The organism is Streptomyces violascens (assembly GCF_014649955.1).
Lineage (GTDB): Bacteria > Actinomycetota > Actinomycetes > Streptomycetales > Streptomycetaceae > Streptomyces > Streptomyces violascens.
Genome location: NZ_BMUA01000005.1, coordinates 296,157 through 317,451, shown reverse-complemented (window position 1 = coordinate 317,451; position 21,295 = coordinate 296,157). Strand labels below are relative to the sequence as shown.

Annotated in this window: 22 protein-coding genes and 1 pseudogene; 7 read left to right on the top strand and 16 right to left on the bottom strand. The window is 69.9% G+C overall.

The window, feature by feature from the left end; all coding sequences use genetic code 11:
• Positions 1 to 159: 159 nt before the first annotated feature.
• From IE206_RS14845 to IE206_RS14820, 6 genes are all read right to left on the bottom strand, one after another.
• Positions 160 to 300, bottom strand: coding sequence for a hypothetical protein (locus tag IE206_RS14845; RefSeq protein ID WP_189962600.1), 141 nt, complete (start codon positions 298 to 300; stop codon positions 160 to 162).
• A gap of 125 nt (positions 301 to 425) precedes the next feature.
• On the bottom strand, positions 426 to 593 hold the full coding sequence (locus tag IE206_RS42440) for an SGNH/GDSL hydrolase family protein (RefSeq protein WP_226599471.1): 168 nt from the start codon (positions 591 to 593) through the stop codon (positions 426 to 428).
• 192 nt (positions 594 to 785) lie between these two features.
• Positions 786 to 2,354, bottom strand: coding sequence for an FAD-dependent oxidoreductase (locus IE206_RS14835; protein WP_189962599.1), 1,569 nt, complete (start codon positions 2,352 to 2,354; stop codon positions 786 to 788).
• Positions 2,355 to 2,521: 167 nt separating this feature from the next.
• Entirely contained in the window at positions 2,522 to 3,301 is a 780-nt protein-coding gene (locus tag IE206_RS14830) for an endonuclease/exonuclease/phosphatase family protein (protein ID WP_189962598.1), read from the bottom strand.
• Positions 3,302 to 3,329: 28 nt separating this feature from the next.
• Positions 3,330 to 4,301: a CU044_5270 family protein gene (locus IE206_RS14825; protein WP_189962597.1), complete on the bottom strand. Its 972-nt coding sequence runs from the start codon at positions 4,299 to 4,301 to the stop codon at positions 3,330 to 3,332.
• The gene (locus IE206_RS14820) at positions 4,298 to 4,918 is read right to left on the bottom strand and encodes an RNA polymerase sigma factor (RefSeq protein ID WP_189962596.1); all 621 of its coding nucleotides are present in this window, start codon (positions 4,916 to 4,918) and stop codon (positions 4,298 to 4,300) included. Before IE206_RS14820 ends, IE206_RS14825 begins: the two co-directional genes overlap by 4 nt.
• A 402-nt stretch (positions 4,919 to 5,320) precedes the next feature.
• Between IE206_RS14820 and IE206_RS14815 the strand changes: the two genes are divergently transcribed.
• The 3 genes from IE206_RS14815 to IE206_RS14805 all read left to right on the top strand — a co-directional run bounded on the left by IE206_RS14815 (position 5,321) and on the right by IE206_RS14805 (position 8,296).
• Complete coding sequence (locus tag IE206_RS14815) at positions 5,321 to 6,841, top strand: ArnT family glycosyltransferase (protein WP_226599472.1); 1,521 nt, start codon at positions 5,321 to 5,323, stop codon at positions 6,839 to 6,841.
• Between the two features lie 125 nt (positions 6,842 to 6,966).
• Complete coding sequence (locus IE206_RS14810; RefSeq protein WP_189962595.1) at positions 6,967 to 7,335, top strand: hypothetical protein; 369 nt, start codon at positions 6,967 to 6,969, stop codon at positions 7,333 to 7,335.
• A gap of 214 nt (positions 7,336 to 7,549) precedes the next feature.
• Positions 7,550 to 8,296 carry a hypothetical protein gene (locus tag IE206_RS14805; RefSeq protein WP_189962594.1) on the top strand — a complete coding sequence of 249 codons (747 nt, stop codon included), beginning with the start codon at positions 7,550 to 7,552 and terminating at the stop codon, positions 8,294 to 8,296.
• Between the two features lie 75 nt (positions 8,297 to 8,371).
• Here IE206_RS14805 and IE206_RS14800 read toward each other — a convergent pair whose 3' ends face one another.
• Complete coding sequence (locus IE206_RS14800) at positions 8,372 to 9,109, bottom strand: SDR family oxidoreductase (RefSeq protein ID WP_189962593.1); 738 nt, start codon at positions 9,107 to 9,109, stop codon at positions 8,372 to 8,374.
• A gap of 164 nt (positions 9,110 to 9,273) precedes the next feature.
• Here IE206_RS14800 and IE206_RS14795 point away from each other — a divergent pair, with 164 nt between their 5' ends.
• Entirely contained in the window at positions 9,274 to 9,849 is a 576-nt protein-coding gene (locus IE206_RS14795; RefSeq protein ID WP_189962592.1) for a TetR/AcrR family transcriptional regulator, read from the top strand.
• Positions 9,850 to 9,953: 104 nt separating this feature from the next.
• Complete coding sequence (locus IE206_RS14790; protein ID WP_189962591.1) at positions 9,954 to 11,135, top strand: serine hydrolase domain-containing protein; 1,182 nt, start codon at positions 9,954 to 9,956, stop codon at positions 11,133 to 11,135.
• A 164-nt stretch (positions 11,136 to 11,299) separates the two neighbouring features.
• On the opposite strand, the gene IE206_RS14785 is transcribed toward IE206_RS14790, so the two are convergent.
• From IE206_RS14785 to IE206_RS14765, 6 genes and pseudogenes are all read right to left on the bottom strand, one after another.
• Positions 11,300 to 11,566 carry a TM2 domain-containing protein gene (locus IE206_RS14785; protein WP_189962590.1) on the bottom strand — a complete coding sequence of 89 codons (267 nt, stop codon included), beginning with the start codon at positions 11,564 to 11,566 and terminating at the stop codon, positions 11,300 to 11,302.
• A 238-nt stretch (positions 11,567 to 11,804) separates the two neighbouring features.
• On the bottom strand, positions 11,805 to 12,221 hold the full coding sequence (locus IE206_RS14780; RefSeq protein ID WP_189962589.1) for a DUF2752 domain-containing protein: 417 nt from the start codon (positions 12,219 to 12,221) through the stop codon (positions 11,805 to 11,807).
• Positions 12,214 to 12,621, bottom strand: coding sequence for a TM2 domain-containing protein (locus IE206_RS14775; protein ID WP_189962588.1), 408 nt, complete (start codon positions 12,619 to 12,621; stop codon positions 12,214 to 12,216). The genes IE206_RS14780 and IE206_RS14775 overlap by 8 nt, the downstream gene beginning before the upstream one ends.
• A gap of 322 nt (positions 12,622 to 12,943) precedes the next feature.
• Entirely contained in the window at positions 12,944 to 14,191 is a 1,248-nt protein-coding gene (locus IE206_RS14770; protein ID WP_226599473.1) for a phosphodiester glycosidase family protein, read from the bottom strand.
• A 182-nt stretch (positions 14,192 to 14,373) separates the two neighbouring features.
• Positions 14,374 to 14,558 (bottom strand): annotated as a pseudogene (locus tag IE206_RS42435) (MFS transporter); the annotation flags it as partial.
• 51 nt (positions 14,559 to 14,609) lie between these two features.
• Positions 14,610 to 15,761 carry an FAD-dependent oxidoreductase gene (locus IE206_RS14765; RefSeq protein ID WP_189962587.1) on the bottom strand — a complete coding sequence of 384 codons (1,152 nt, stop codon included), beginning with the start codon at positions 15,759 to 15,761 and terminating at the stop codon, positions 14,610 to 14,612.
• Between the two features lie 345 nt (positions 15,762 to 16,106).
• Between IE206_RS14765 and IE206_RS14760 the strand changes: the two genes are divergently transcribed.
• Both IE206_RS14760 and IE206_RS14755 read left to right on the top strand, forming a co-directional pair.
• The gene (locus IE206_RS14760) at positions 16,107 to 17,747 is read left to right on the top strand and encodes a hypothetical protein (RefSeq protein ID WP_189962586.1); all 1,641 of its coding nucleotides are present in this window, start codon (positions 16,107 to 16,109) and stop codon (positions 17,745 to 17,747) included.
• 455 nt (positions 17,748 to 18,202) lie between these two features.
• Complete coding sequence (locus IE206_RS14755; protein ID WP_189962585.1) at positions 18,203 to 18,919, top strand: aggregation-promoting factor C-terminal-like domain-containing protein; 717 nt, start codon at positions 18,203 to 18,205, stop codon at positions 18,917 to 18,919.
• Between the two features lie 72 nt (positions 18,920 to 18,991).
• On the opposite strand, the gene IE206_RS43160 is transcribed toward IE206_RS14755, so the two are convergent.
• The 3 genes from IE206_RS43160 to IE206_RS14740 all read right to left on the bottom strand — a co-directional run bounded on the left by IE206_RS43160 (position 18,992) and on the right by IE206_RS14740 (position 21,287).
• On the bottom strand, positions 18,992 to 19,126 hold the full coding sequence (locus IE206_RS43160; protein WP_264198627.1) for a hypothetical protein: 135 nt from the start codon (positions 19,124 to 19,126) through the stop codon (positions 18,992 to 18,994).
• 130 nt (positions 19,127 to 19,256) lie between these two features.
• Entirely contained in the window at positions 19,257 to 20,195 is a 939-nt protein-coding gene (locus IE206_RS14745; protein WP_189962584.1) for a GDSL-type esterase/lipase family protein, read from the bottom strand.
• 417 nt (positions 20,196 to 20,612) lie between these two features.
• Positions 20,613 to 21,287 carry a MarR family transcriptional regulator gene (locus IE206_RS14740; RefSeq protein ID WP_189962583.1) on the bottom strand — a complete coding sequence of 225 codons (675 nt, stop codon included), beginning with the start codon at positions 21,285 to 21,287 and terminating at the stop codon, positions 20,613 to 20,615.
• Between the last annotated feature and the right edge of the window lie 8 nt (positions 21,288 to 21,295).

The following is a 21,295-nucleotide window of genomic DNA, read 5'->3' as shown; positions in this document are numbered from 1 at the left end:
TCTGCCTCGCCCGCCGCCGAGCCGACGTCCTGTTCGCCATGCTCCGCGACGGCACCTTCTACGACCCCCAACCCGCCCCGACCCCTTGACCAAAGTCATAGGGGCACCCCCCCCTCTGCTGGCGAACCGTCAGCTGGTACTCGTCGCAGCGAAGCCCCACTACGCGCTGACGCGCCGCGCGACGGCCATGCCCCAGGGGATGCCGAGCAGAACCGGGGCACGCGCCGTGGTACGGGCGCGGGGCTCCGGCAGGCAGGCCTCTGCTTCCTGGCCTGCGCGGCTCGCGGTCGCGTACGGCATCTGTCCGATCGTCCCTCGGTTCCCCCGAATCCCCGTGCCCTGAAGGGAACTTGGCCGCCACCACCCGCGCCCGGACGGGGAAGCTCCTCGTGATCGCCGGCGTCGCGGGCGATCACGAGGTCCGCTCACGCGACCAGGCGCAGCCACGCCTCCGCGAGCGCGGCGTGACGGGCCGGCGTCGGGCGTACGCCGTCCGCGGACCAGTGCTCCGCCCCGGTCGTCGCGGCGAGTTCGGCGAACATGCCGTCGGCGGCGAGGAGACGAGCGCCGTACTTGCGGGCGAGTTCGCGCATGGCCTGGATCTTCGGGTCCAGATCTGTGCGCCACTCCTTTCGCTCCTTCTCTCCGACGAGCGCGGCACCGGCCTCGACGACCCCGGATATCGGCAGCAGGAACGGCTCGATCGGGATCAGTTTCGTGCCCGCCTCGGCGAGGGGCGCGAGCAGGCGGTGTTCAGCCAGGTCACGGGCCTGCCCGGGTGATCGTCATGTGCGCTCCTCGAAATCGGATGGGGAGGCAGAACGAATGGGGACTTGGATTTCCGGGCTGCCGAGCCAAACGCCGGCTGCCCTCTCGAACGCTTCGGGATCAGGGGTGTGATCACCTGCCCAGGCGACCACCCCGTCGGGGCGGACGAGCACGGCGCCCAGTCCGAGGTCGTTCCTCGCCGGCCCGGCCGCGTACCGCAACCGGCTCACCCAGCCCATCGCCGAGGCGTGCAGGCGACGGTCGGCGCTGAAGTCGAGTGCGACGCCTCGTCCGTCCTGCATCAGGTCGCCGAGGCGGGTGCCGTCTTCGAGGCGAAGGTCCGGGGCGTTGCGGCCGACCAGGGGATGCTCGCTGCCGAGGTCGTAGCGGATCGACGATCCCGAGATCCTCTCGAAGACGTACGTCGTTCCGTCCCGGGTTCCGAGCAGGTCGCGGATCATTCCTTGGATCGCCTGGGCATGCGGGTCCGGCTTCATGACCGCCACCTGGGCGCGCGACCAGTCGAGCACTCGGGCGCCGATCGGGTGGCGCTCCTGAGTGTACGTGTCGAGCAGCCCGTCCGGGGCGTGTCCGTTCACGGTCGCCGCGAGCTTCCAGCCCAGGTTCATGGCGTCGCCGATGCCGGTGTTGAGTCCCTGCCCGCCGAGCGGCGAGTGGATGTGGGCGGCGTCGCCCGCGAGCAGCACACGTCCTCGCCGGTAGGTCGTCGTCTGCATCGCCCGGTCGGTGAAGCTCGACGCGAGACGCACGTCGCTCACCGTCACGTCGGTGCCGGACACGCGGCGCAGAACCGTCTGGAGATGGTCACGGGTCGGCGGCTGCGAGCGGTCGAACGCGCCGCCGTCGAAGTCCGCCATGCCGATGTGCCCGTCGGCGGGCATCCGTACGTACATGCCCGTCGGCGTCAGGTTGATCCCGGGGCTCAGCTTCTCGGGATCGGCGAGGGTGGCGTGCATGGTGTAACCGGTGAACTCAGGCTCGGTGCCCTTGAACTCGAACCCGGCGAGCCTGCGCACAGCACTGCGTCCGCCGTCACAGCCGACGACCCAGCGTGCCGCGTACTCCTGATCACCGGCGTGCACGAGCACGCCCTCGTCGTCCGACGCGAGGGCGTCCACGGTGACGCCGCGCCTGATCTCCACGCCCAGCTTGGCCGCCCGCTCGGACAGCACCGACTCGACCGCGTCGAGGCTGATCAGCATGAAGCCCGGTGCCGGGGTGGGCAGCCGGTAGGGCAGAGCGGTGACGTCGACGTTGGCCGCATCGAGCACCATGCCGGCGAAGTGGCCTGCCATGCGCGGGGGTGACGGCTCGTCAGTTTCGGAGTCCGCGTCTGGCTCGTCGCTGATGGTCGCGGCCGCCATCAGCGGATGCAGCATTCCCCGGCGGTAGAAGCCGACCAACGACGCGTCGGACAGGCCCCGCATGCCGAGCGGGTCGGCCCGCCACGGGGAGCCGGGCTCCGGCTCCCGCTCAAGCACCAGGACAGAGCAGCCTGCGAGCCCGAGCTCGCAGGCGAGGAACAGACCGACCGGCCCGGCCCCCACGATCACTACGTCATGCACGAGAGATCCCCTTCCCCACACCACCGCCGGGATGGGCACCCGGCAGGACCTCTCACAAGCTGCCAGGCCTCTCCGACACCGGACCTACAGTCCCCGACACGCCACCGACAGCGGACCGACAGCGCCGATGAATCCGACGCCGGGGCAGGACGAAGCGCTCCCCCTTGTCACCGTTCGGTCGGCGCTGCCGCGTCCGGCGGCCGGTGCGGGCCGGACGCCAGGTCGCAGACCACGCCGAAGTGGTCGGAGGGCCAGAGCGAACCGCGAGCGGTGAGGTGCGATGTGGTGAACGCCAACTCGGTGTGCTCTGCCCGGAGTCCGGTCGTGAGGATGTAGTCGATACGCCGCGCCGGTTCGCGGGCTTTGCGCGCATGCCTGTTGGCAGGTGTGTACGTGTGGCCCGGACCGTCCCCGCCGTACGCCCACGCGTCCTGCATGCGGTCGGTCAGCCACCGGATCTCGTCCGTGTCCGGGGCCGCGTTGAGGTCGCCCAGGAGGACGACGCCGTGTCCGGCGTGCCCGGCCGCGAGTTCCGCGAGTTCCGCGAGGAATCGCACCTGCTCCTGCCTGATGTGTGCGTACTCCCATTCCCAGGTCAGATGCGTGACGAGCACGGTCGTCGAGCCCACCTCGGCGCACAGCACCGATCGGGGCTCGACGCCCGGCGTCGGCAGCGGGAGCACCTCGTACCGCGCGACGGGTGCCCGGCTGAGCAGAGCATTGCCCTGGGTGGCACGGTTGAGCGCCGTGTGAGCCGGCGCGTAGGCGACGTGATAGCCCAGGGCATCGGCGATCTGCTCAGCCTGGCACCGCGAGCCCTTGCGCCACACCTCCTGCAGACCGACGAAGTCAGGGGCGAGCCGTACGAGTTCGTTCCTGACCAGGGGCAGCCGACGGCGCCAGGCCGAGCCCCGTCCCCAGATGTTCAGAGTGACAGCACGAGCCATGTTCACCACCACACCGTACGTTCGTGATTCAGGGGAGTTGGCGAGGCCGGTCGACAACCGCCCGCTCCAGGATCGCGTTGGCCCACACCAGGGTGCCCGCCTTCCCCCATTCGCTGGTCGTGGTGCGGTAGGCCCGTCGGCCGAGGAACGTCAGGGTCGCCTTGTCGAAGATCCACTCGGTGCGCTCGCCGAGCTGATGGTCCTCCCGCGCGATGGCGACACCATGGCGGCCGTCCGCGTCGGCACCGTCCGGCATCTCCACCACGCCCGGGATCTTCGCCGCGGCCTTGTAGAGGGCGGCCTGTGTCTTGGGCGGCATCACCGTCATCCCCAACAGGTTGCCGAAGGAGTCGAAGACGGTCTGATCGAAGTCCTGGCCGTTGATCGGCGAGGTCTCCCGTCGTATGCGCTGGTAGAGAGCGTCGGGATCGGTGGGCAGGGAAGCGAGCCATCCGTAGGTGGGCCGATCAATGCCCGCGGGCGTCGGTTCGCTGTGGATGGGGACGAACCTCCCGTCTTCGCGGTAGACCCCGGCGTCACCGGTCGGGCGCGGATCCTGCGGCCGCCAGTCCTCCCGTTCCTTGAGCCCGCCCACCTGGACGGGCTTGATGTGCACGGTGGTGGTGGCCTTGCTGCGTACGTAGATGTACTGGTTGTCCCGCACCGGCCCGGTGGTGGCCGTCAAGGCCACGCCGGCTAGCCGGTCGAGCAGCACCGCAGCCCCGTGTGCGGTGCCGGGAGCGGCTGCCTCGATGCGCACGGAGGAACCATCCTTGTGCGTCGCGGGCAGGACAGTGACCAGGACGACCGTTGCTGTCGCCGCTGCCGCGAGTGGCAGCACGATGGGCAGGCGTACCAGCCGGCGGCGCGCCCGGGACCGGTCGTTGTCGATGGTGCGCAGGAGCAGTTCCTTGTGGTGGCGGTGACGGCCCGGGGGCAGGTCCTGCTCGGCGGGGGCGGGCAGCAGTCGGGCGAGCTCCTGCTGGTCTGGGGTATTCATCGAGCCTCCTCCTGAACGGCCAGGGGCGTTGCGGCGGCCGTGGGTTGTCCTTTCGCGCCGACGGTCCGGGTGCGCCCGGATTGCGCGCCGAGCTGTTCGTCGGTCAGCTTCCGCAGCCGGACGCGGGCGCGGGAGAGGCGGGATCTCACCGTGCCCACGGGTACGCCCAGGGCCAGCCCGGCCTCGGCGTAGTCCAGACCTGACCACACGCACAAGGCCAGTACCTCCCGCTCCGGGCGGCGCAGCAGCGTCAACGCGTGGCGTACGGCACCCAGTTCGCGGCTGTCGTCGATGCGCGACGCCGATTCGTCCGCGAAGTCCATGACGTCGTCCGTCCCGGTTCGACGGGCGAGGAAGGCGATCCGGCGGCGGACCCGCCGGTTGGCATTGCGGGCCTTGTTGGTGGCAATGCCCAGCAACCACGGCCGCAGGGACCCGCCGTGCGGCTCTATCCGTTCCCGGGTACGCCAAGCCTCCAGGAAGGTATCGGACATCACTTCTTCAGCCGTCGACCAGTCGCCGGTCAGCCGGAAGGCATGGTTGTAGACCCCTCGCGCATGCTCCTCGTAGAGTTCAGCGAAAGCCTCCCTGTCACCCGCCTGTATGCGGTCGCGCATGGACACCTCTCAGTCCGTTTCTCCTCACACCGAGTTCCTCTCCGCGACCGCGCCGCAGTTCCAGTGACCCGCGCCACATCTCGCGGGCCCGCCCGTGAAGGCGCTGTTCGGCTCGGGGCCCTCCCACCAGATTTACGTCGAAGGCGACCCCCACAGCTACGGCCCCGATCTTGCGGATGCGTTCACCGGACAGAGTGCCGGACTGTGCGGAGCGGCGATACCGGGCGCCTGAGGCTGACCACGGGGCCGCAGAGCGGCGAACAGCCCCTCCCGCGCCGGCCGTGCGTGCCAGGTGGCCGACTCGGACGGGGCGCGGTCAGCTCTTCCGGGCGGTCCGCGAAGGGATGGCGCTCTGTCGAACTCCCCCTGGCCGCGCCGGTCGTGGGCTGCCAGACTGCGGCGGTGGACATTCGGGGGGATGACCGGCTCGGTCTGCAGCCGTTCGCGTTACGGTCCGTCGCGTTGGTGGCGGCCGTTCTCTTCGCCGTACTGATCGCACTGTCCGGGCGATACGGCTTCCACCGCGACGAGCTCTACTTCCTGCTCGCCGGCCGGCATCCGGCCTGGGGCTACGTCGACCAGCCGCCGCTGACCCCCTTGCTCGCCCGGGCCGGCACCGCTGTCTTCGGTGCGAGCCCCACAGGTCTGCGGGTCCTACCCGCGCTGCTCTCCTCATGCTCCGTGGTGCTGACCGCCCTGCTGGCCCGGGAACTGGGAGCCAGGCGTGGCGGGCAGGTGCTCGCAGCCGCATGCTGTGCCTGCTCGGGATACGTCCTGGCTATGGGCCACTTGCTGTCCACCAGTACCTTCGATCTGACCGCCGAACTGGGCGTCCTGCTCCTGACGCTCCGGCTGCTGCGGACCCGCGACAGCCGCTGGTGGCCGGCCCTGGGCGCGGTGATCGGGGTGACGCTGCTGAACAAGCAGCTCGTCCTTTCAATGCTCCTCGCACTGCTGGTGGCTCTGCCTGCCGCCCGCCCCTGGCGCGAGACCGGGCGGCGCCCCTGTCCCGGCAAAGCCCGGCTGCTGCTCGGCCCCCTGCTCGCCCTCCTCCTCGCGCTCCTCATCAGCGCACCCACGCTCTGGTGGCAGGCCACGCACGGCTGGCCCGAGCTGAAGGTGGCGCGGGTGCTCAGCCACGTCGACGGCGTGTCGGGACGGCTGCTCTTCCTGCCGCTCCAACTGCTCCAGTTCTCCCCGATCCTGGTTCCGGTCGCGGTCGTGGGCCTGCGCCAGCTGCTCCGCGACGATGAACTGCGCTGGGCGCGGCCGGTTGCCGTCGCCTACCCGGTGCTCTGTGTCCTGGTGCTCGTCGGCGGCGGCAAACCGTACTACCCGCTCCCGCTGCTGCTCGCCGTGACGGCGGCCGGCTGCGAACCCGTCGTCCGCCGTGTCCGCCGGTCCTGGCGCGTCCTCACGCCCCTGCTTCTCCTCGCGGCGGCGACCAGCGCCCTGGCCGCCCTGCCAGTACTGCCGGTCTCGGCGGTCGCTGTGACAAACGCCGTCGACATCGACCAGGGCGAGCAAGTGGGCTGGCCTCCATTCACGCGTGCCATCGCGGCCGCCTGGACGTCGATCCCCACCGCACAGCGCGCCCACGCCACCCTGCTCACGTCGAACTACGGCGAGGCGGGCGCCCTCTCCCGCTACGGCTCCGCGTACGGACTGCCCACCGCCTACTCCGGCCACATGAGCCTGTACGAATGGGGCCCGCCCCCGGACGGCGACGACGGCCCCGTCCTCCTCGTGGAGCAGGCCGACGGGCAACACCGCCTGGAACAACCCTTCAGCGACTGCCACACCGTCACCCGGATCGACAACGGCCTCGGCATCGACAACCAGGAACAGCACGCGCTGGTGGTGCTGTGCACGGGTGCGCACCGACCGTGGTCCGTGCTCTGGCCGTCATTGCGCGAGTACTGACCCACCGTCAGGCACCCGGCCGAGCCGGTCGGAGGAACGCCACGAATCGTAAGGCTGCGGTACCGATGCAGCGCACCCACTGCCGCCAGGCCCGCAGCACGGCGCGGCGTTCTGACACTCTGGCCATGAAGGACATCGCGACGGGCTACGACACGAGTCGAGGAACGGACATGGGAGACGATCGTGTAGCCAGGTGCCGCTGTGGCCACCTGTGGACGGTCCACATGGAGGGCCACTGTGACGGCGAGGACGTGGGGGACGGCGGGGGCGGCGACCCCTGCACCTGCCGGGGTTTCTATCCCGACAACTGGCGCTCCAACACCACCGATACGTGCCGCGGCTGCGGCCACCGCAAATCACAGCACTCCGGCGTGAGCTGCCACACCGGCATCGGCCAAGACACCGTGACCGAACGCCACTTCGGTATCGAGGGCGATACATGGACCACGGAGGGCACGGTGACCATCTTCTGCTCCTGCCAGAGCTTTTGGTGAGCGAGCCTCGCTGTCCGGAGCATCCGGTTCAAGTAACCGACAGGTCCTGGCAGTTGTGACATCTCCGGGGCAACCCCGGTTCCTCGCGTCCCGTGTACAGAGGTGTGCGGCACATAGTTGCGCGCCGCACGGAGTCCGGTTCCGGCCAGGGTATGCCGGTGCCCCGGGGAGTCACATGCAGACGGAAACGCACACCGAATCGGAGAATCCCGCCATGACTGTTCGTCGTCGTACGATCCCTTTCGCCCTCGTGACCGTCGGCGCGGCGCTGGCCCTGGCTGCCTGCGGAGGCGGCTCGGACGACGCGGCCGCCGGCCCTTCCAGCGCCGCCGCGAGCCCGGGCACCGCCACGGCCACGCCGGGATCCGGAGGCTCGGGCGGCACCAAGACCGGCGGCGCAGGCGGATCGTCCTCCGCGAGCAACTCCCCTGGAACCACGGGTGGGACCGCCGGCGTCAAGACCGGAGGCAAGGACGCCACCAGCGACTCCTACGCCTACAAGCACCTGTGCGCAGCCGATCAGCTCACGGTCGGCGCGAAGGAGCTCGACTCGAACCCGGACCAGTACGTCATCTCCGTGACCAATCACGGCAAGGCCGCCTGCGGCTTGTCCTCGTACTATCCCAGGGTCGACCTGGGCCCGAAGAACGCGGCGAACCGCTCCCACAACATCCACCCGCTCGTACCCAGCGGGCTGGGCGGCGCCCCCGCCGCGCCGGTCTACGCGGGGCGTACCGTTTACGCGGTACTCGACGTCGATCCCAACGGCGCCAAGGGCAGCAACGGCGGCATCGACGAGATCAACGTCCTTGCGGACACGCGCTTCCCGAACGCCGACACGCACAACTTCCCCATGAACGAGGGAGCCACCGTCGTCCAGCACCCCAAGCTGGGCCTGTATCGCGACAGCATCAGTGATGCGGTCAGCAGCATGCGCACGGCGGACACCAACGGCAGCTGAAGCGACCGACCAACCGTCGTCCCGGCCGTCGTTGACCTCGGGGTCGGCTGCTCGGTGACGGACGTTTCCGGACCGTCAGGCCTGCACGGTGGGCCGGACGACGATCTCGCTGATGTCGATGCCCGCGGGCTGCTCGATCGCGTAACCGATCGCGGATGCGATGGCGGAGGGCGGGATGGCGATCTCGTCGCGCTGTTGCGCGATCGCCGCCGCGGCTTCGGGGCTCCCTCCCTTGCCCACGCCCTCGGTGTTGGTGAACCCGGGTGAGACGAGGGTGACCCGCAGGTGGGGTCCCGACTCCTGCCGCAGGCCCTCGGTCAGCACCTTCACCGCCGTCTTGGTTGCCGCGTAAACGCCCTGCGGGGACTTCACGACGTAGGCAGCGGTGGAGGCGACGTTGACGAACTGGCCGGAGCGCTGCCGCCGGAAGACGGGAAGCGCAGCCCCGATGCCGTTCAGCAAGCCGGTGACATGCGTGGCGACCATGGCGTCCCAGTCGTCCTGGCGCAGATCGTCGAACGGCGACACCGCCATCGTGCCGGCGTTGGAGACCAGAACGTCGAGCCTGCCGAACCGGTCGACCGCCGTGTCCGTCAGGCGCTTGAGATCCTCGCGGCGCGTCACGTCGACGACGACCCCGACGGCCGAGCCGCCCTTCGCCGTGATCTGATCCACCACCGCGTTCAGACGGTCCTCCCGTCGGGCCCCGAGCACGAGCCGGGCACCTTTCTCGGCGAGGTAGGCCGCCGTCGCCGCTCCGATGCCACTGCTGGCACCTGTGATCGCCACGACCTTGCCCTCTACACCCGACATGATCAATGTCCCTCCAAGGTGGATGTACGCAGGTCAGAGCCTGACCCGCAGCAAAAGTGGGGGCGCCACCACTTACGCTAGACTAAGCGGACACTCCTCCGCTTAGCAAGGAGATGCGGGCCGGGGAAGGGAATTGGCGACCACTGGCGAACGGAATGGACGGCATGGACGGAACGAACCGAAGTGCACAACGCCCGTTGCGAGCCGACGCACGGCGCAACAGAGACAAGATCCTCGCGGCCGCGGTGCGCGTACTGGCCGAGGAGGGGCTGGACGCGCACCTGGAACGCATCGCCAAAGAGGCGGGCGTCGGCAGCGCGACCCTGTACCGCAACTTCCCCACCCGGGAGGCCCTGATCGAGGCGGTCTACCGCAACGAGGTGGCCCAGCTGTGCGAAGCGGCCCCCACCCTGCTCGCGCAAAAGCCGCCCTGCGAAGCCCTGCACGACTGGACACGCCTCTTCCTGGACTACGTGACGACCAAAGCCGGCATGGCCGATGCCCTGCGCGCCATCGCGGCCACAGGAAACAGCCCGTACGGCCACAGCCGGGACATGATCCGGACCGCGATCACCACCCTCATGACCGCATGCGCGGCCGCCGGAACAATCCGCACCGACATCACCCCCACCGACATGGCCACCGCCCTGGAAGGCATCGCCCTCACCTCGGCCAAGCCCGAACAACGCGACCGGGCCGAGCGCCTGCTCGACCTTGTCCTGGACGGCTTGAGGGTTTGATCAAGTACCGCGGGAACTCTGGTCGGTTGACTGCCGCCCCTCACTCACGCGACGGATTCCCGCCTCGAACTCCCCCACGTGCCAGAGCCCCCTAGCCTCAGGTCATGATCTCTCGCCGTTTACGGTTGGCAGCCGCCGCGCTGGCACTGGCCGCATCGTCCTTCCCCTCCGCTGCGGCTTCGGCCTCGCCGCTCCCTTCCGGCAGCGCCCGGTCGGTGCAGGGGGATGCCGACGCGCTGCGCGATGCCGGGGTCACCGGGGTGGCGGTCCGTCTGGACACGCCGCGCGGGACCGTCACGGCCCGCTCCGGCGTGGGGGACCTGTCCACTCGCCGCCCTGTCCCGAAGGACGGCTACCTGCGGTTCGGCAGCACCACCAAGACGTTCGTCGCCACCGTCATGTTGCAGCTGGTGGGCGAAAAGCGGATCTCCCTCGACCAGACGGTGGAGCAACTCCTCCCCGGGGTGGTCTCCGGAGCCGGAAACGACGGCCGCACCATCACAGTCCGGGACCTGTTGCGGCACACCAGCGGCCTGGCCGACTACATCTACGACGTCTTCCCCGACCCCAGCGCCCAGAACTGCTTCGCCAACCGGCGGCATGCCTACAAACCCGCGGAACTGGTCGCCCTGGCCATGCGCCACGCACCGGCCTTCCCAGCAGGCAGCCACTGGGCGTACTCCAACACGAACTACGTACTCACCGGAATGATCATCGAGAAGGTCACAGGCCACACCTGGGAACAGCAGGTCCGCAGCCGCATCCTCCGGCCCCTCGGCCTGGAGCACACCGACACCCCCGGCACCCGGCCGTTCCTTCCGGATCCGCACACGTCCAACTACCAGCAGTTCAGCGCGGACGGCCCGATGGTGGACACCACGATCCCCTACAGTCCCTTCGACAGCGGGGCCGACGGCTCGATGACCGGCACCGCCCACGACCTCAACCGCTTCTTCAGCGCCCTGGTCGGCGGACGCCTGCTCAAGCCCGCCGAACTCGCCGCCATGCGGACCACCGTCCCGGTGCCGTCCGACGGCGGCGAACCGGCGGGCGCTCGGGACGGCCTGGGGCTGTTCACCAACTCCCTGTCCTGCGGGGGAAGTTACCTGGGTCACGGAGGCAACAGATTCGGATACGTCGTCCGTACCGCGACAACCACGGACGGCCGACGCAGCATCACCGCCTCCGCACACAGCCGCCCGGCGGACCCCCAGACCGCTGCCCGCCAGGAAGACACCCTGCGCAACCTCATCGTCCACGCTCTGTGCGACACCGCTCGAACCTGAACTCGGCCCGGTGAAACACATGACGGGCACGGGCGTCCACCGTCGGGCGCCCGTGCCCGCCGCAGCGATCCGCCCCGCTGGACGAGATCCAGCGGGGCGGATTCCGACACGGGCCCGCGCCATCAGGGCTCGCGGACAGTGGGCCCGAGGCGGCCCACACGGCGTCAGCCGCGCAGCACGCGGCCCTCCTTGTCGGTGCGGTCGTTGCTGACGAGGTAGATGATCCCGTCGATCAGCGCCCAGATTCCGAAGCCACCGCAGGTGAGCAGCTGAGCGATACCCACACCGACAGAACCGGCGTAGAACCGGCCTATGCCCAGCGTACCGAGGAAGAGCTGGAGGATTCCGGCGACGATCTTCGACTTGTCCGAGTACGGACGCCCCTGGGGGTCGTAGCCGAAGGGCGCGGCGGGGCCGGCGGGGACGGTCATGGTGGTGCTCCTGGAGAAAGGCGTGACAAGGCCGGGCGGACCGCCCGGACGGCACAGGGAGGAACCTCGCTCATGACGCGCTGACGCCATTACGGCAGTCGCTCGCTGCCGCGGGCCGTCCCCCTACGCATAATGATCATAACCCACCCAAAGGGGGCATAAGTACGCGACTACGGCAGGCGGAAGCGGGTCCGGCCGACCGCTCCCCCGTCCGCGATCCGTTCCCGGCCTCGGCATCTCAGGCAAGGTTGCGCAGGACCGCCCAGGCCACCGCCCCGAGCAGGATCGCCACTTGGAGAGCCGGGGCGAACTTCGGTCGCCAGGACCGGCCCCTCAGCCCCTCCCACGTCCAACGGCCCCACAGGGCGAGCGCGAACGGTGCGGCGAGCAGCAGAGCCCGGTTGTCCAGCCAGGCCTCGGCAAGGTGACCGTGCATCAGGTCGTACGTCATACGGGTGCCGCCACAGGCCGGGCAGAGCAGTCCGGTGACGAACCGGAACGGGCAGGCGGGCAGCAGGTGTCCGGCTTCGTGCGGGTCGGTGCCCCACAGGTACCGGGCCCCTGCGACGCCGGCGACGAGCACCGCCAGGGGCGCCACCCCAGGATGCCGGGCCAGGCGGCCCCGCACCGACGTCGGCCGGACCGAGTCAGCCACGCAGGATCCGGCCCTGGTCGTCCGTGCGGTCGTCGCTGACGAGGTACATGATGCCGTCGATCAGCGCCCAGATTCCGAGGCCACCGCAGGTGAGCAGCTGAGCGATACCCACACCGACAGAACCGGCGTAGAACCGGCCTATGCCCAGGCCTCCCACGGCGAGCTGGAGGATTCCCGCGACGATCTTCGACTTGTCCGAGTACGGACGGCCGTAAGGGTCGTAGCCGTAGGGCGCGTTGGGGTCGCCGGTGTAGAAGCCGGGCGGCGGCCGGTACCCCGGCGCCTGCTGGTAGCCACCCTGCGGGTGGCCATGGCGGCCGCCCTGGCCGGGCGCGCCGGGGCCCTGGTTCGGGTAGCCGTGGCCGGGCGGCGGGAAAGGCGGCTGCGGCTGCTCGCTCACAGTGGCGTCACTCCTGAAATTTACGGAAAGATGCCAATCTTATCGCAAGATTTGGTTGACATATAGACAAGGGTGCTGTCCTTGCAGCCTCCGCGGGATCGGCGCGCCAGGGCTGTAAGACGTTTGCGGGCCTCCCATCCGGGGGCAACCGACGATGACGACGGCCCGAAAAGGGGCCGCTGCCCAGGGAGTTGTAGCGCAGTCGCAACGATGGGCGACCATTGCCTAAGGCCGCTACCAGTTTGAGGACCCGGTGATTCGCCTGCGGAACGTACGGATACCTTCTAACGGCCGCGGGCACGGGCCACAGCTCGGCCCCTGGTCAACGGGAGTACACCGCAACGCCGTTGGAGACCGCGCGTTCCTCTCCGTGGTCAAGGGCATTGCGCACCACGAGGTGGCCGGTGCGGTCCCGGGTCGCCAAGGTGGCGGATCCGCCGCCGTCCACGTAGGCGCCCGTATCGCATCCCAAGGTGGCCAGCAGGTCCGCGAGTTCGTTCACGGTCAGGCCGCTGGATGTTCCTTCCCTGCCGTCCGTCGACAGCAGGCGCATCACGTGGCCGCCCCGCGCGGCCCCGACGGCCGAACGCGGTTCGGCAACCACCGTGTCCAGACCGGGAAAGGGCCGGCCGCGCTCGACGATCGGGTGGGCGCCCAGAGCGAAGGTGAACGGTGCGCGGCCGGCGGACGCAAGGTGGTAGTCCACCCTCACGGCCGTCCCCGGGGTCAACGCGCGCAGGGCATCCGCTCCGGCCTCGCGGCCCAGCAGGACGATGCTGTCCGCCGGGATCTGTCCGGACCCGGGTGCCGACGAGGTGGAGCGCACGATGCCGCGGCGGACCGTGACCTCGTAGGCGTCCCGGGTGCAGGGCGCGGCCCGGTTGTTGTCGGTGCCGCAGACGGCGCGGGCGCGGGATCTGGCGCCCCAGCTCGGGGTGAAGAGCCCGATGGATCCGACGGGGAGGGCGTACTGGTTGAGGCCGCCCAGGGGCAGGGTGCCGTGGGCTGTGGTGCGGATGTGGCCGTGCAGGGTCAGCCGGCCGGTGCGGGCGAGGCCGTCGGTGCCGACCCCGAAGACGTCTTCGGTGGAGCCGCCTTGAGGCAGCGTCCAGCCGAATCGCTGCCCGTCGGGGACGGCGGCCTTCAGCGCCCGTGCTGCCCGCACGGCCGGGCCTGAGGTCGCTCCGGTCGGCTGCACGCCGGGATGCTGCGACTCCTCGATGTTGAAGAAGTCGCCGTTCACCCCGGCCACCGCTCCCTGTCGCGCGGCCATCACGGACACCTTCTCGCGCGCGGCCACAGCACCCGGGAACAGCAGGCCTGCCCGCACTCCCCGACGGTCCAGATCCACCGTCAGCACATGCACCCGGGCGCTGCCGTGCGATGTGGGCACGGTGAACGCCCGGTATTCGACTCCGGGCGCCACCACCTCCGATACCGGAGCCGCGTCCACCGGTACGGCCGCGGCCCGGACCGAGGGCGGGGCGGAGGCTGAGGCCGACGTCCAGGACGACGCGACACCCACACCGGCGAACACGAGTACTGCTACAGCACCCCTGAACCTCTTCACCCCACCACCATGCACGAAGCCGCACTCCCCACACTGCACGCCTTCCGGCCAACCCCACCAACAGTCCCGAAGAGCAACCCATTTGACGGTCGATCAACCATCTACGGCTCGGAGGCAGCCGACCACCGACGCCTGGGCCGGGCTCATGTGGAGGGTGCCTTTCGCCATGACTGCCGCGTCAGCGGGTCGAGCGACAGAGCGAGCGAGGCGCACGAGAAGATCGCGAAGCCCGCGCTGTACATCCGGACCCGGCCGAACATGTCGCCGAGGCGGCCGAGTGCGCCACGAGCACCGCGGAGACCAGGACGTAACCGAGCATCATCCAGAGCAGGCAGCCGATGCTCCCCGGGGCGAGTCCGGCGGCCCCGCCCGGGCACCGGGCGTTCACAATCGCTCCCCGACCGATCCGGCCGTACCGTCAGTGGTGTTGGGCCATGTGAGCGAGAGTCCGGGCGGCGCTGTCGGGGGCGAAGGCGCCCTCGATCCCCTCGGCGGCACCTGCGGCCGCTTCCCTGGAGCGGGGGAAGAGAAGGTCCTCGTAAGCACGGACGGCGTCGTCGATGGCGGGGTTGTCGACAAGGGCGCGGGCGAGGTCGGCGCCGTCGAGCATGGCGAGGTTGGCGCCCATGCCGGAGAACGGCGACATGAGGTGGGCGGCGTCGCCGAGGAGGGTGAGGCCGGGGGTGTGCTGCCAGGTGTGGGGGACGGGCAGGGCGTACAACGGCCGGTTGATGTAACCGGTGCCGGTGTCGGCGATGAAGCCGAGCAGGTCGCCGCTCCAGCCGGTGAACTCCTTGAGCAGCACTTCGCGTACGGCGGCGGCGTCGGCCAGGTCGAGGCCGGCCTTCCGGTGCCAGTCCTCGTCGGTACGCATGCCGATGTAGGCGCGGATGTGCTGATTGCTGTTGCGCTGGGCGACGAAGCCCTGGTTGTTGTCGAGGGCCATCATGGTGCCGTCGCCGGTGAGGGCGGCGAGTGCGGGGTGGCGGACATCGGCATCGTCGAGGCCGGTTTCGACGAAGGTGACACCGGTATAGACGGGTGTCGCGTCGGACAGCAGGAGGCGGACTTTCGACCAGGCGCCGTCGGCTCCGATGACGAGGTCGGCCTCGGTGGTGGTGCCGTCGGCGAAGTGCAGGCGGTGGGCACCGTCGGCAAGGGGTTCGGCGTGGGTGAGCTTGTGGCTCCAGCGCACGGTGCCGGGTTTCAGGGAATCCAGCAGGAGGTCGCGAAGCTGGCCCCGGTCGATTTCCGGGTTGCCGTCTTCGGTGTCGGCCTGGGGCGGGACGACGTCGAACAGGACGCGTCCGTCACGGCCGACGAGGCGCATCTGGCGGCCTTCGGGGCGGGCCAACTCCAGGAATTCCTGCAGCAGTCCGGCTTCCCGCAGAGCGCTCTGGCCCGAGTCGGGGTGCATGTCGAGGGTGCCGCCCTGGTTGCGGGCCGCGCGGGAGGCGTCCTGGTCGTGGACGGTGGCGGTGATGCCGTGCTGCTGGAGGATGCGGGCGCAGATCAGGCCGCCGGGGCCGGCGCCGATGATCGCGATGCGGGACGCGGTGGATCCGGTCATGGTGGTGCTCCGTTCGGAGGGAGGTTCTGGATGGCAGAAGAAGGGATACGCGGAAGCTGCCGGGAAGTGCCGGGCGCCACCCCAGAAAAGCACACTCAGTTTAAAAGTGCAATGAGTCAACTTTTCCATCTGTCGAACCAAAGCAGATGGAATCGCGGTTTCCGCTCGTGGCCGGAGCCGGCAACAGGGGCGGCCAATAACACGGTTCGTCCTCAGATGCCGGAGATCCACAGGTGATCAGACACGCTGGGCTCGAAGTTCCGTTTCGCCCGGAGATGCTCGGCTCCATCCCCGATGATGGGGACCGCCCGGGGCACATCATCAAGTAACGCTGGGAGTACGCATATGACGGTGGAGGCCGGCGCATGGCAGGAGGAGCGCATCGCGGGGCGGGTGTGGACGGTGCGTCTGGATCCGTACGGCCGCCCTTCCGCCGGCGCGGTAAAGCTTTCCTGCTCCCGTCCCGCCTGCGCCGATCAGCGCTTCGCCGACGGAGCCGCTGCCGGGCGCAAGGCCGCGGTCGGCCACGTCAACATGCACCTCGCCCACATCCGCGCGGGCGGCGGGCCGCGCGGTGAGGCATGGTGCGCCTGCCGCGCCGCCGACTGCGCATGGCACACCCCCGACCCCGAAGCCGGACGGCGGGGCGGGGCACGGCCGGTGGCGGGGTCGGTGCGGTGCGGGGGCCCGGTGGTCCTGACGGTGTACGCGGACCGCACCGGGCGGCTGTGGCGGATCGCGGAGACGTGCGCGCGCTGCGCGGCCGCCACCGTCGACTGCCGCACTCTGGACACCGCACCGCCACCCGCTCGGCCGGGCCGGGCCACGGACAAACCGGCCCCGGAGCGGGAACCGGCAGACACCGCAGCGAGGGCCGGTGAGAGTGTGGCCGCGCTGTTCTCCGACCGCCTCCCCTCCCCCGCCGGCGCCACCTCGCCCGCCCCGGCCGCCGAGCCGACGTCGGTGCCACGCGCCCGCGCCGCCACGCCCGCAACAGCGTCCGGGCGGGGGAGACAGTGGGGGAAGATCGCGCAGCGGACCGTGCCGCGCGACCTTGAGCCCGACGCCCTGCGCAATGAACTCATCGAGCTGGGCGACGCGTTCCGCGCCTATCAGCAGCGCACCGAACCCGCCCCCGCCCTCCTCGCCGAGCTCCACGAGCGCAAGGCCCGAGCGTTCTCCCTCTGGGCCGACGTCAGCGGCGACGGCTCCCTGCGCGAAGAAGCGAACCGTGCCGAGAAGGCCGCGCAGACGACTCGGGAGATGCAGAACAACCGCGTCGGCCGGATCATCGGCGGCACGGGGAGCGGCGACGAGCCCGTAGTGGAGCGGTTGCTGACCCAGAAACAGGCCATGCACGCCCGTACCGTCCTTGAGTACGTCGAAGCCCACGCCCCGCACCCCGAGGCCGAGGTACGCCTCGCGGTACTCATGCTCACCCTGCGGGCCGCACGCGCCGGCACCGGGAACGTCACCGGCCAGGACCTCACCGGCTGGCTGCCGGGCGATGCCGAGCGTGTGCTGGACCAACTGGTCGCGGCCGACTGGCTGCGCCTGCCCGGCACGGTCACCGAAGCACTGGCATCCCAGCCCGAAAACCCCACCGCCATCACCGTTCCCACCCTGCTGCCCGAGCAGCCACGCCCGTTCACCTTCGGCAAGACCACCCGCTCGAAGCTCTCCGGCTGGGCCCAGAAAGCGGTGGGCGACCGGAAGATCCGTAAGAAGAAGCTGGGCGCCGCCACCCGGCTCCTCGCGCTGTACGCCGCCGCCCACACCAGCCCCGACGGACGGCTCGGGCACCCCGAGGACGACGGACTGCCGCTGAACCGGGCCGCAGCGTTCTGCGCCCTGCTCCCCGACCAGGTCGCCGAGCACGTCGAGCTTCTGGTCGCCGCCGACTGGCTCACCGATGCCGACGCCACCGGCGGACGGCTCCGCGGCCGCCTCGCCGAGCGCATCCTGCCGCTGGGAGGACTGCTGTAACCCTCTCACCAGCCGCCAACGCGTCGCTAACGCTCCAACTCCACACCGTTGGCGGCGCGTTACCGAGGTACCGGAGGGCACTCAGTTCCGAAACAGTGCGCACCAGTTGGCGCCGCCCAGGAAGCGGGGCATTTTATCCGGGCCGCTCCTTCTTGGGTAGGCAATGGGAGAAACTCCTGGGGTGAACGAGGTGTGAGGTTTCACACGCAGCGGGGAATTGCCTCGCGGCGACTTCCAGCAGACTCTTGCATCCGTCAGGCCCCGCATGCGGCCCCCCCGATGTCCACGCAACTCCATCGGTGAGCCGTATGCCGCCCGAGCTTCATTAGGGGGCTCCCGCAAGGGAGTTGCCCCATCGGGTGAGTTCTTCCCGTGACCAGTAGTTGGGAGGAGAAAGCCAGGGGCACGATTGCGTCCGCCAGGTCACCGTACGCACACCGCTGGAAGGAAACCGTGTGAGCCCGATATCGGTCCGGGGATTCGCGGTGGCGTCTGCCACCGCGGTGACCACCGTTGGCGCCGTGGTCGGCGTTGCCGCGGCAGGCCCCGCTGCCGCTTCGAGCGACAACGTCGAGGCCACCGCGGCCGATGGCACGCTTCTCGCGGACATACCCGCCGGCCAGCAGGCCCAGGTGCAGACCGCGTCCCTGACGCAGCAGGCGGACGCCCAGTCGGCGCAGGCCAGCGCGGCGGCGAAGAAGTCCGCGGAAGAGGCGGCGCGCCTGCGGGCCGCCCAGGACGCCAAGGCCAAGAAGAGCGCCGCCGACAAGAGCAAGGCCGACAAGGAGAAGGCGGACAAGGACGCCAAGGCCCGCGATCTGGAGACCCAGACCGCCAGCCGCTCGGCGAGCCGGAGCAGCAGCACCTTCCAGGTCCAGAGCTCGTACTCGGTCTCCGACGTGCAGGCGATCGCCCGTCAGATCATCCCCGCCGACCAGTTCCAGTGCTTCAGCAACATCGTGAACAACGAGTCGAGCTGGAACTACCGGGCCACCAACGGCACGGCCTACGGACTCGTCCAGGCGCTGCCCGGCTCCAAGATGAGCACGGTGGGCTCGGACTGGCAGACCAATCCGGCCACCCAGATCAAGTGGGGCCTGAACTACATGAACGAGCGGTACGGCAGCCCCTGCGGCGCCTGGTCGTACTGGCAGGCCCACGACTCCTACTAGGCCGGTGGCACCGACGGCCCGCCCGGGGTCGTCAGTTCGCCCCGAGGCGGGCGCATCCGCGGTGCACGGGCGTCAGTGATCGGTCGAGAGCGGCTCTGCCGAGGCGTGCAGCAGCAGGTCGCGCAGGGCCGTGGCGGTGTCCGACGGCTCGGCGGGCGTGAGGACGACCTGGTCGGCGGCGGTCGACGAGCCGACTGAACGGCACATGACACACCATGACTTCGACCGTGCGCAGTGCTCTTTGAATCGGTGTACGGCGTACCGGGAATCGAGGCCCGGCACTTGTCATCAAGTGCCGGGCCTCTTCGTCGTCCCGGTCAGGTCCTCGCCACCACGCTCAGCGGCTGACCACATCGAGATGCTGAGCCAGGGCCTCATGTCCTTCGGGAGTGGGGTGCAGGCCGTCCACGAGGAGTTCTGCCTTGCCGCTGAGGGGCTCCCACATGTCGAGGTGGTCGACGTGGTTCTGGGCGCACCAGGTGCGTATGGACTCGCGCAGGGCTTCCGCTCGGTCCCGGGTGAATCGCAGGCCCTCGTAGTCACGGGTACGTGTCTCGTCGACCCACGTCGGTCCCATGACCACGAGGCGTGCGTTGTGGCTCTGGGCCGTGTGGGCCAGCGAGGCGAGGCTGTCCGCGATGTGTGCAAGCCCGTCGGGGCGGTCCTGCGGTGCGGCGAGCGGCAGGGCGCTGTCGTTGATGCCCGCCGCGACAAGAAGGGTGTCGGGCCGACGGGCGGCAAGGAGCGCGGGCGTCTGCTCGCAGACGTCGATCAGGGTGCTGCCAGGGATGGCCAGGTTGAAGACCCGGTGTTCCGTCTCGTTTTCGGCGATGTGGCCGGCCGCGAGGCGAGCGGCCCAGCCACCCTGTGGGTCGCAGCGTCCATAGGCGATGCTGTCGCCCACGATGACGACGCGTGCTGCTGGGCGCAGAGGCTTCGCGTCCAGGTACGCCCAGGCACTCTCCCCGGAGGAAAGCAGCACCCGGCGGCGGACGTAGTCGTCCACCTCGTAGGCATCGGCCGCGGCGAGGTCTTCGTCAGTGAGGTGGAGGACGGCGCCCTCGACCGTGGCGCCGAGCTTTCGCTCCAGCGTCAGGTGTACGTCGATGCCGCTGGTGGCGATCACCGACTGGTCGGTGATCGCCAGCGGCCTCGTCGTGTGGCCGGCCAGCGATGCCGCAGAGCTGGGTACGGGGCGGCCGAAGAGAGCGGTCTGCACTCGCTCGTCCAACAGCGTGCCGAAGGAAAACAGGGTGTGGGGGCGGGACTCGGTCACCGTGAAGCCGTGGCCTTTCTTCTGGAATGATCACTTCAGCCTAACGGCCGAGCCGAACCGGAAGGTGGGCCGAGCAGGCGCGACGCACGACTTGAGCGTGTGTTTTGGCCTCTTGTGCGGTGCGGGTCACGCCCGTTCCGGTGTCCTGTCAGGCTGGAGCGCACGCTATGCGTTGTGGCATGGGTGTCGGTGGAGGGGGTCGGAGTCGCGCCGACGATTCCGCCCCTTGGCGATCGCCGCGCCTCGGGCCACAGCATCATCGGCCTGGTGGTGTTCGACGGGTCGTCTCTGCACGCCGAGGCCGTTGGACGCTGCTGGTCGCAGGGCCGCCTGTGGGCGTGGCCGGCGGACTCCTGAGGTAGCGGCCGGAGTTCACCGCCGGCCCGTACGGTGCGGCAAGGAGGCCAACGAGCCCCCTCACTCCAGGAGCCCGCGCCAGCGGTCGGCCGACGCCACCATGTCCTCGATGACTCGCTCCAGGAACGTCCCCACCTTGGCCAGCCGCTGCCCCACGGGGGTGTCGAGGCCGAGCGTTTCGGCCGCTGTCATCGCGGCGTGCGCCGACTGGAGCGTCAGCCGTGAGCTGATCACGATCGAGCGGTACCAGGCGTCGTCGTCGACGACATAGATGTCGCGACGCCGCTGCGGGTCGCGCTCACGCCGGACATACCCGTGCTGCACAAGAAAGTTCACGGCCACGGAGACGGAGGCCGGGCTGACCTTCAGCCTGCGGGTCAACTCCGCCGCCGTACGCCTGCCGTCCTCGGACAGCAACAGGTCGACGTGTACGCGTGCCGTCATCCTCGGCAGCCCCGATCTGACGGCCAGCTCGATGATCTCCTCTTCCATCGTGCTGCCCGGCGCGCCGGGCGCGCGCGAGGGCGCCGGTGTGCCACGCCGCGCCCGCTTGACCGTCGCCCGGTGTGCCTGTTCGGGCCGGTAGCCGCCGGCACTGCCGTTGCGTGCGACCTCCCGGCTGATCGTCGAGGTCGGCCGGTCGAGCCGCCTGGCGATCTCGGCGTAGGAAAGCCCATCGGCCAGTCCGGCCGCGATGCGCTGGCGCTCCTGCTGGGTCAATCGTCCTCCTGGCATGCCGCCAG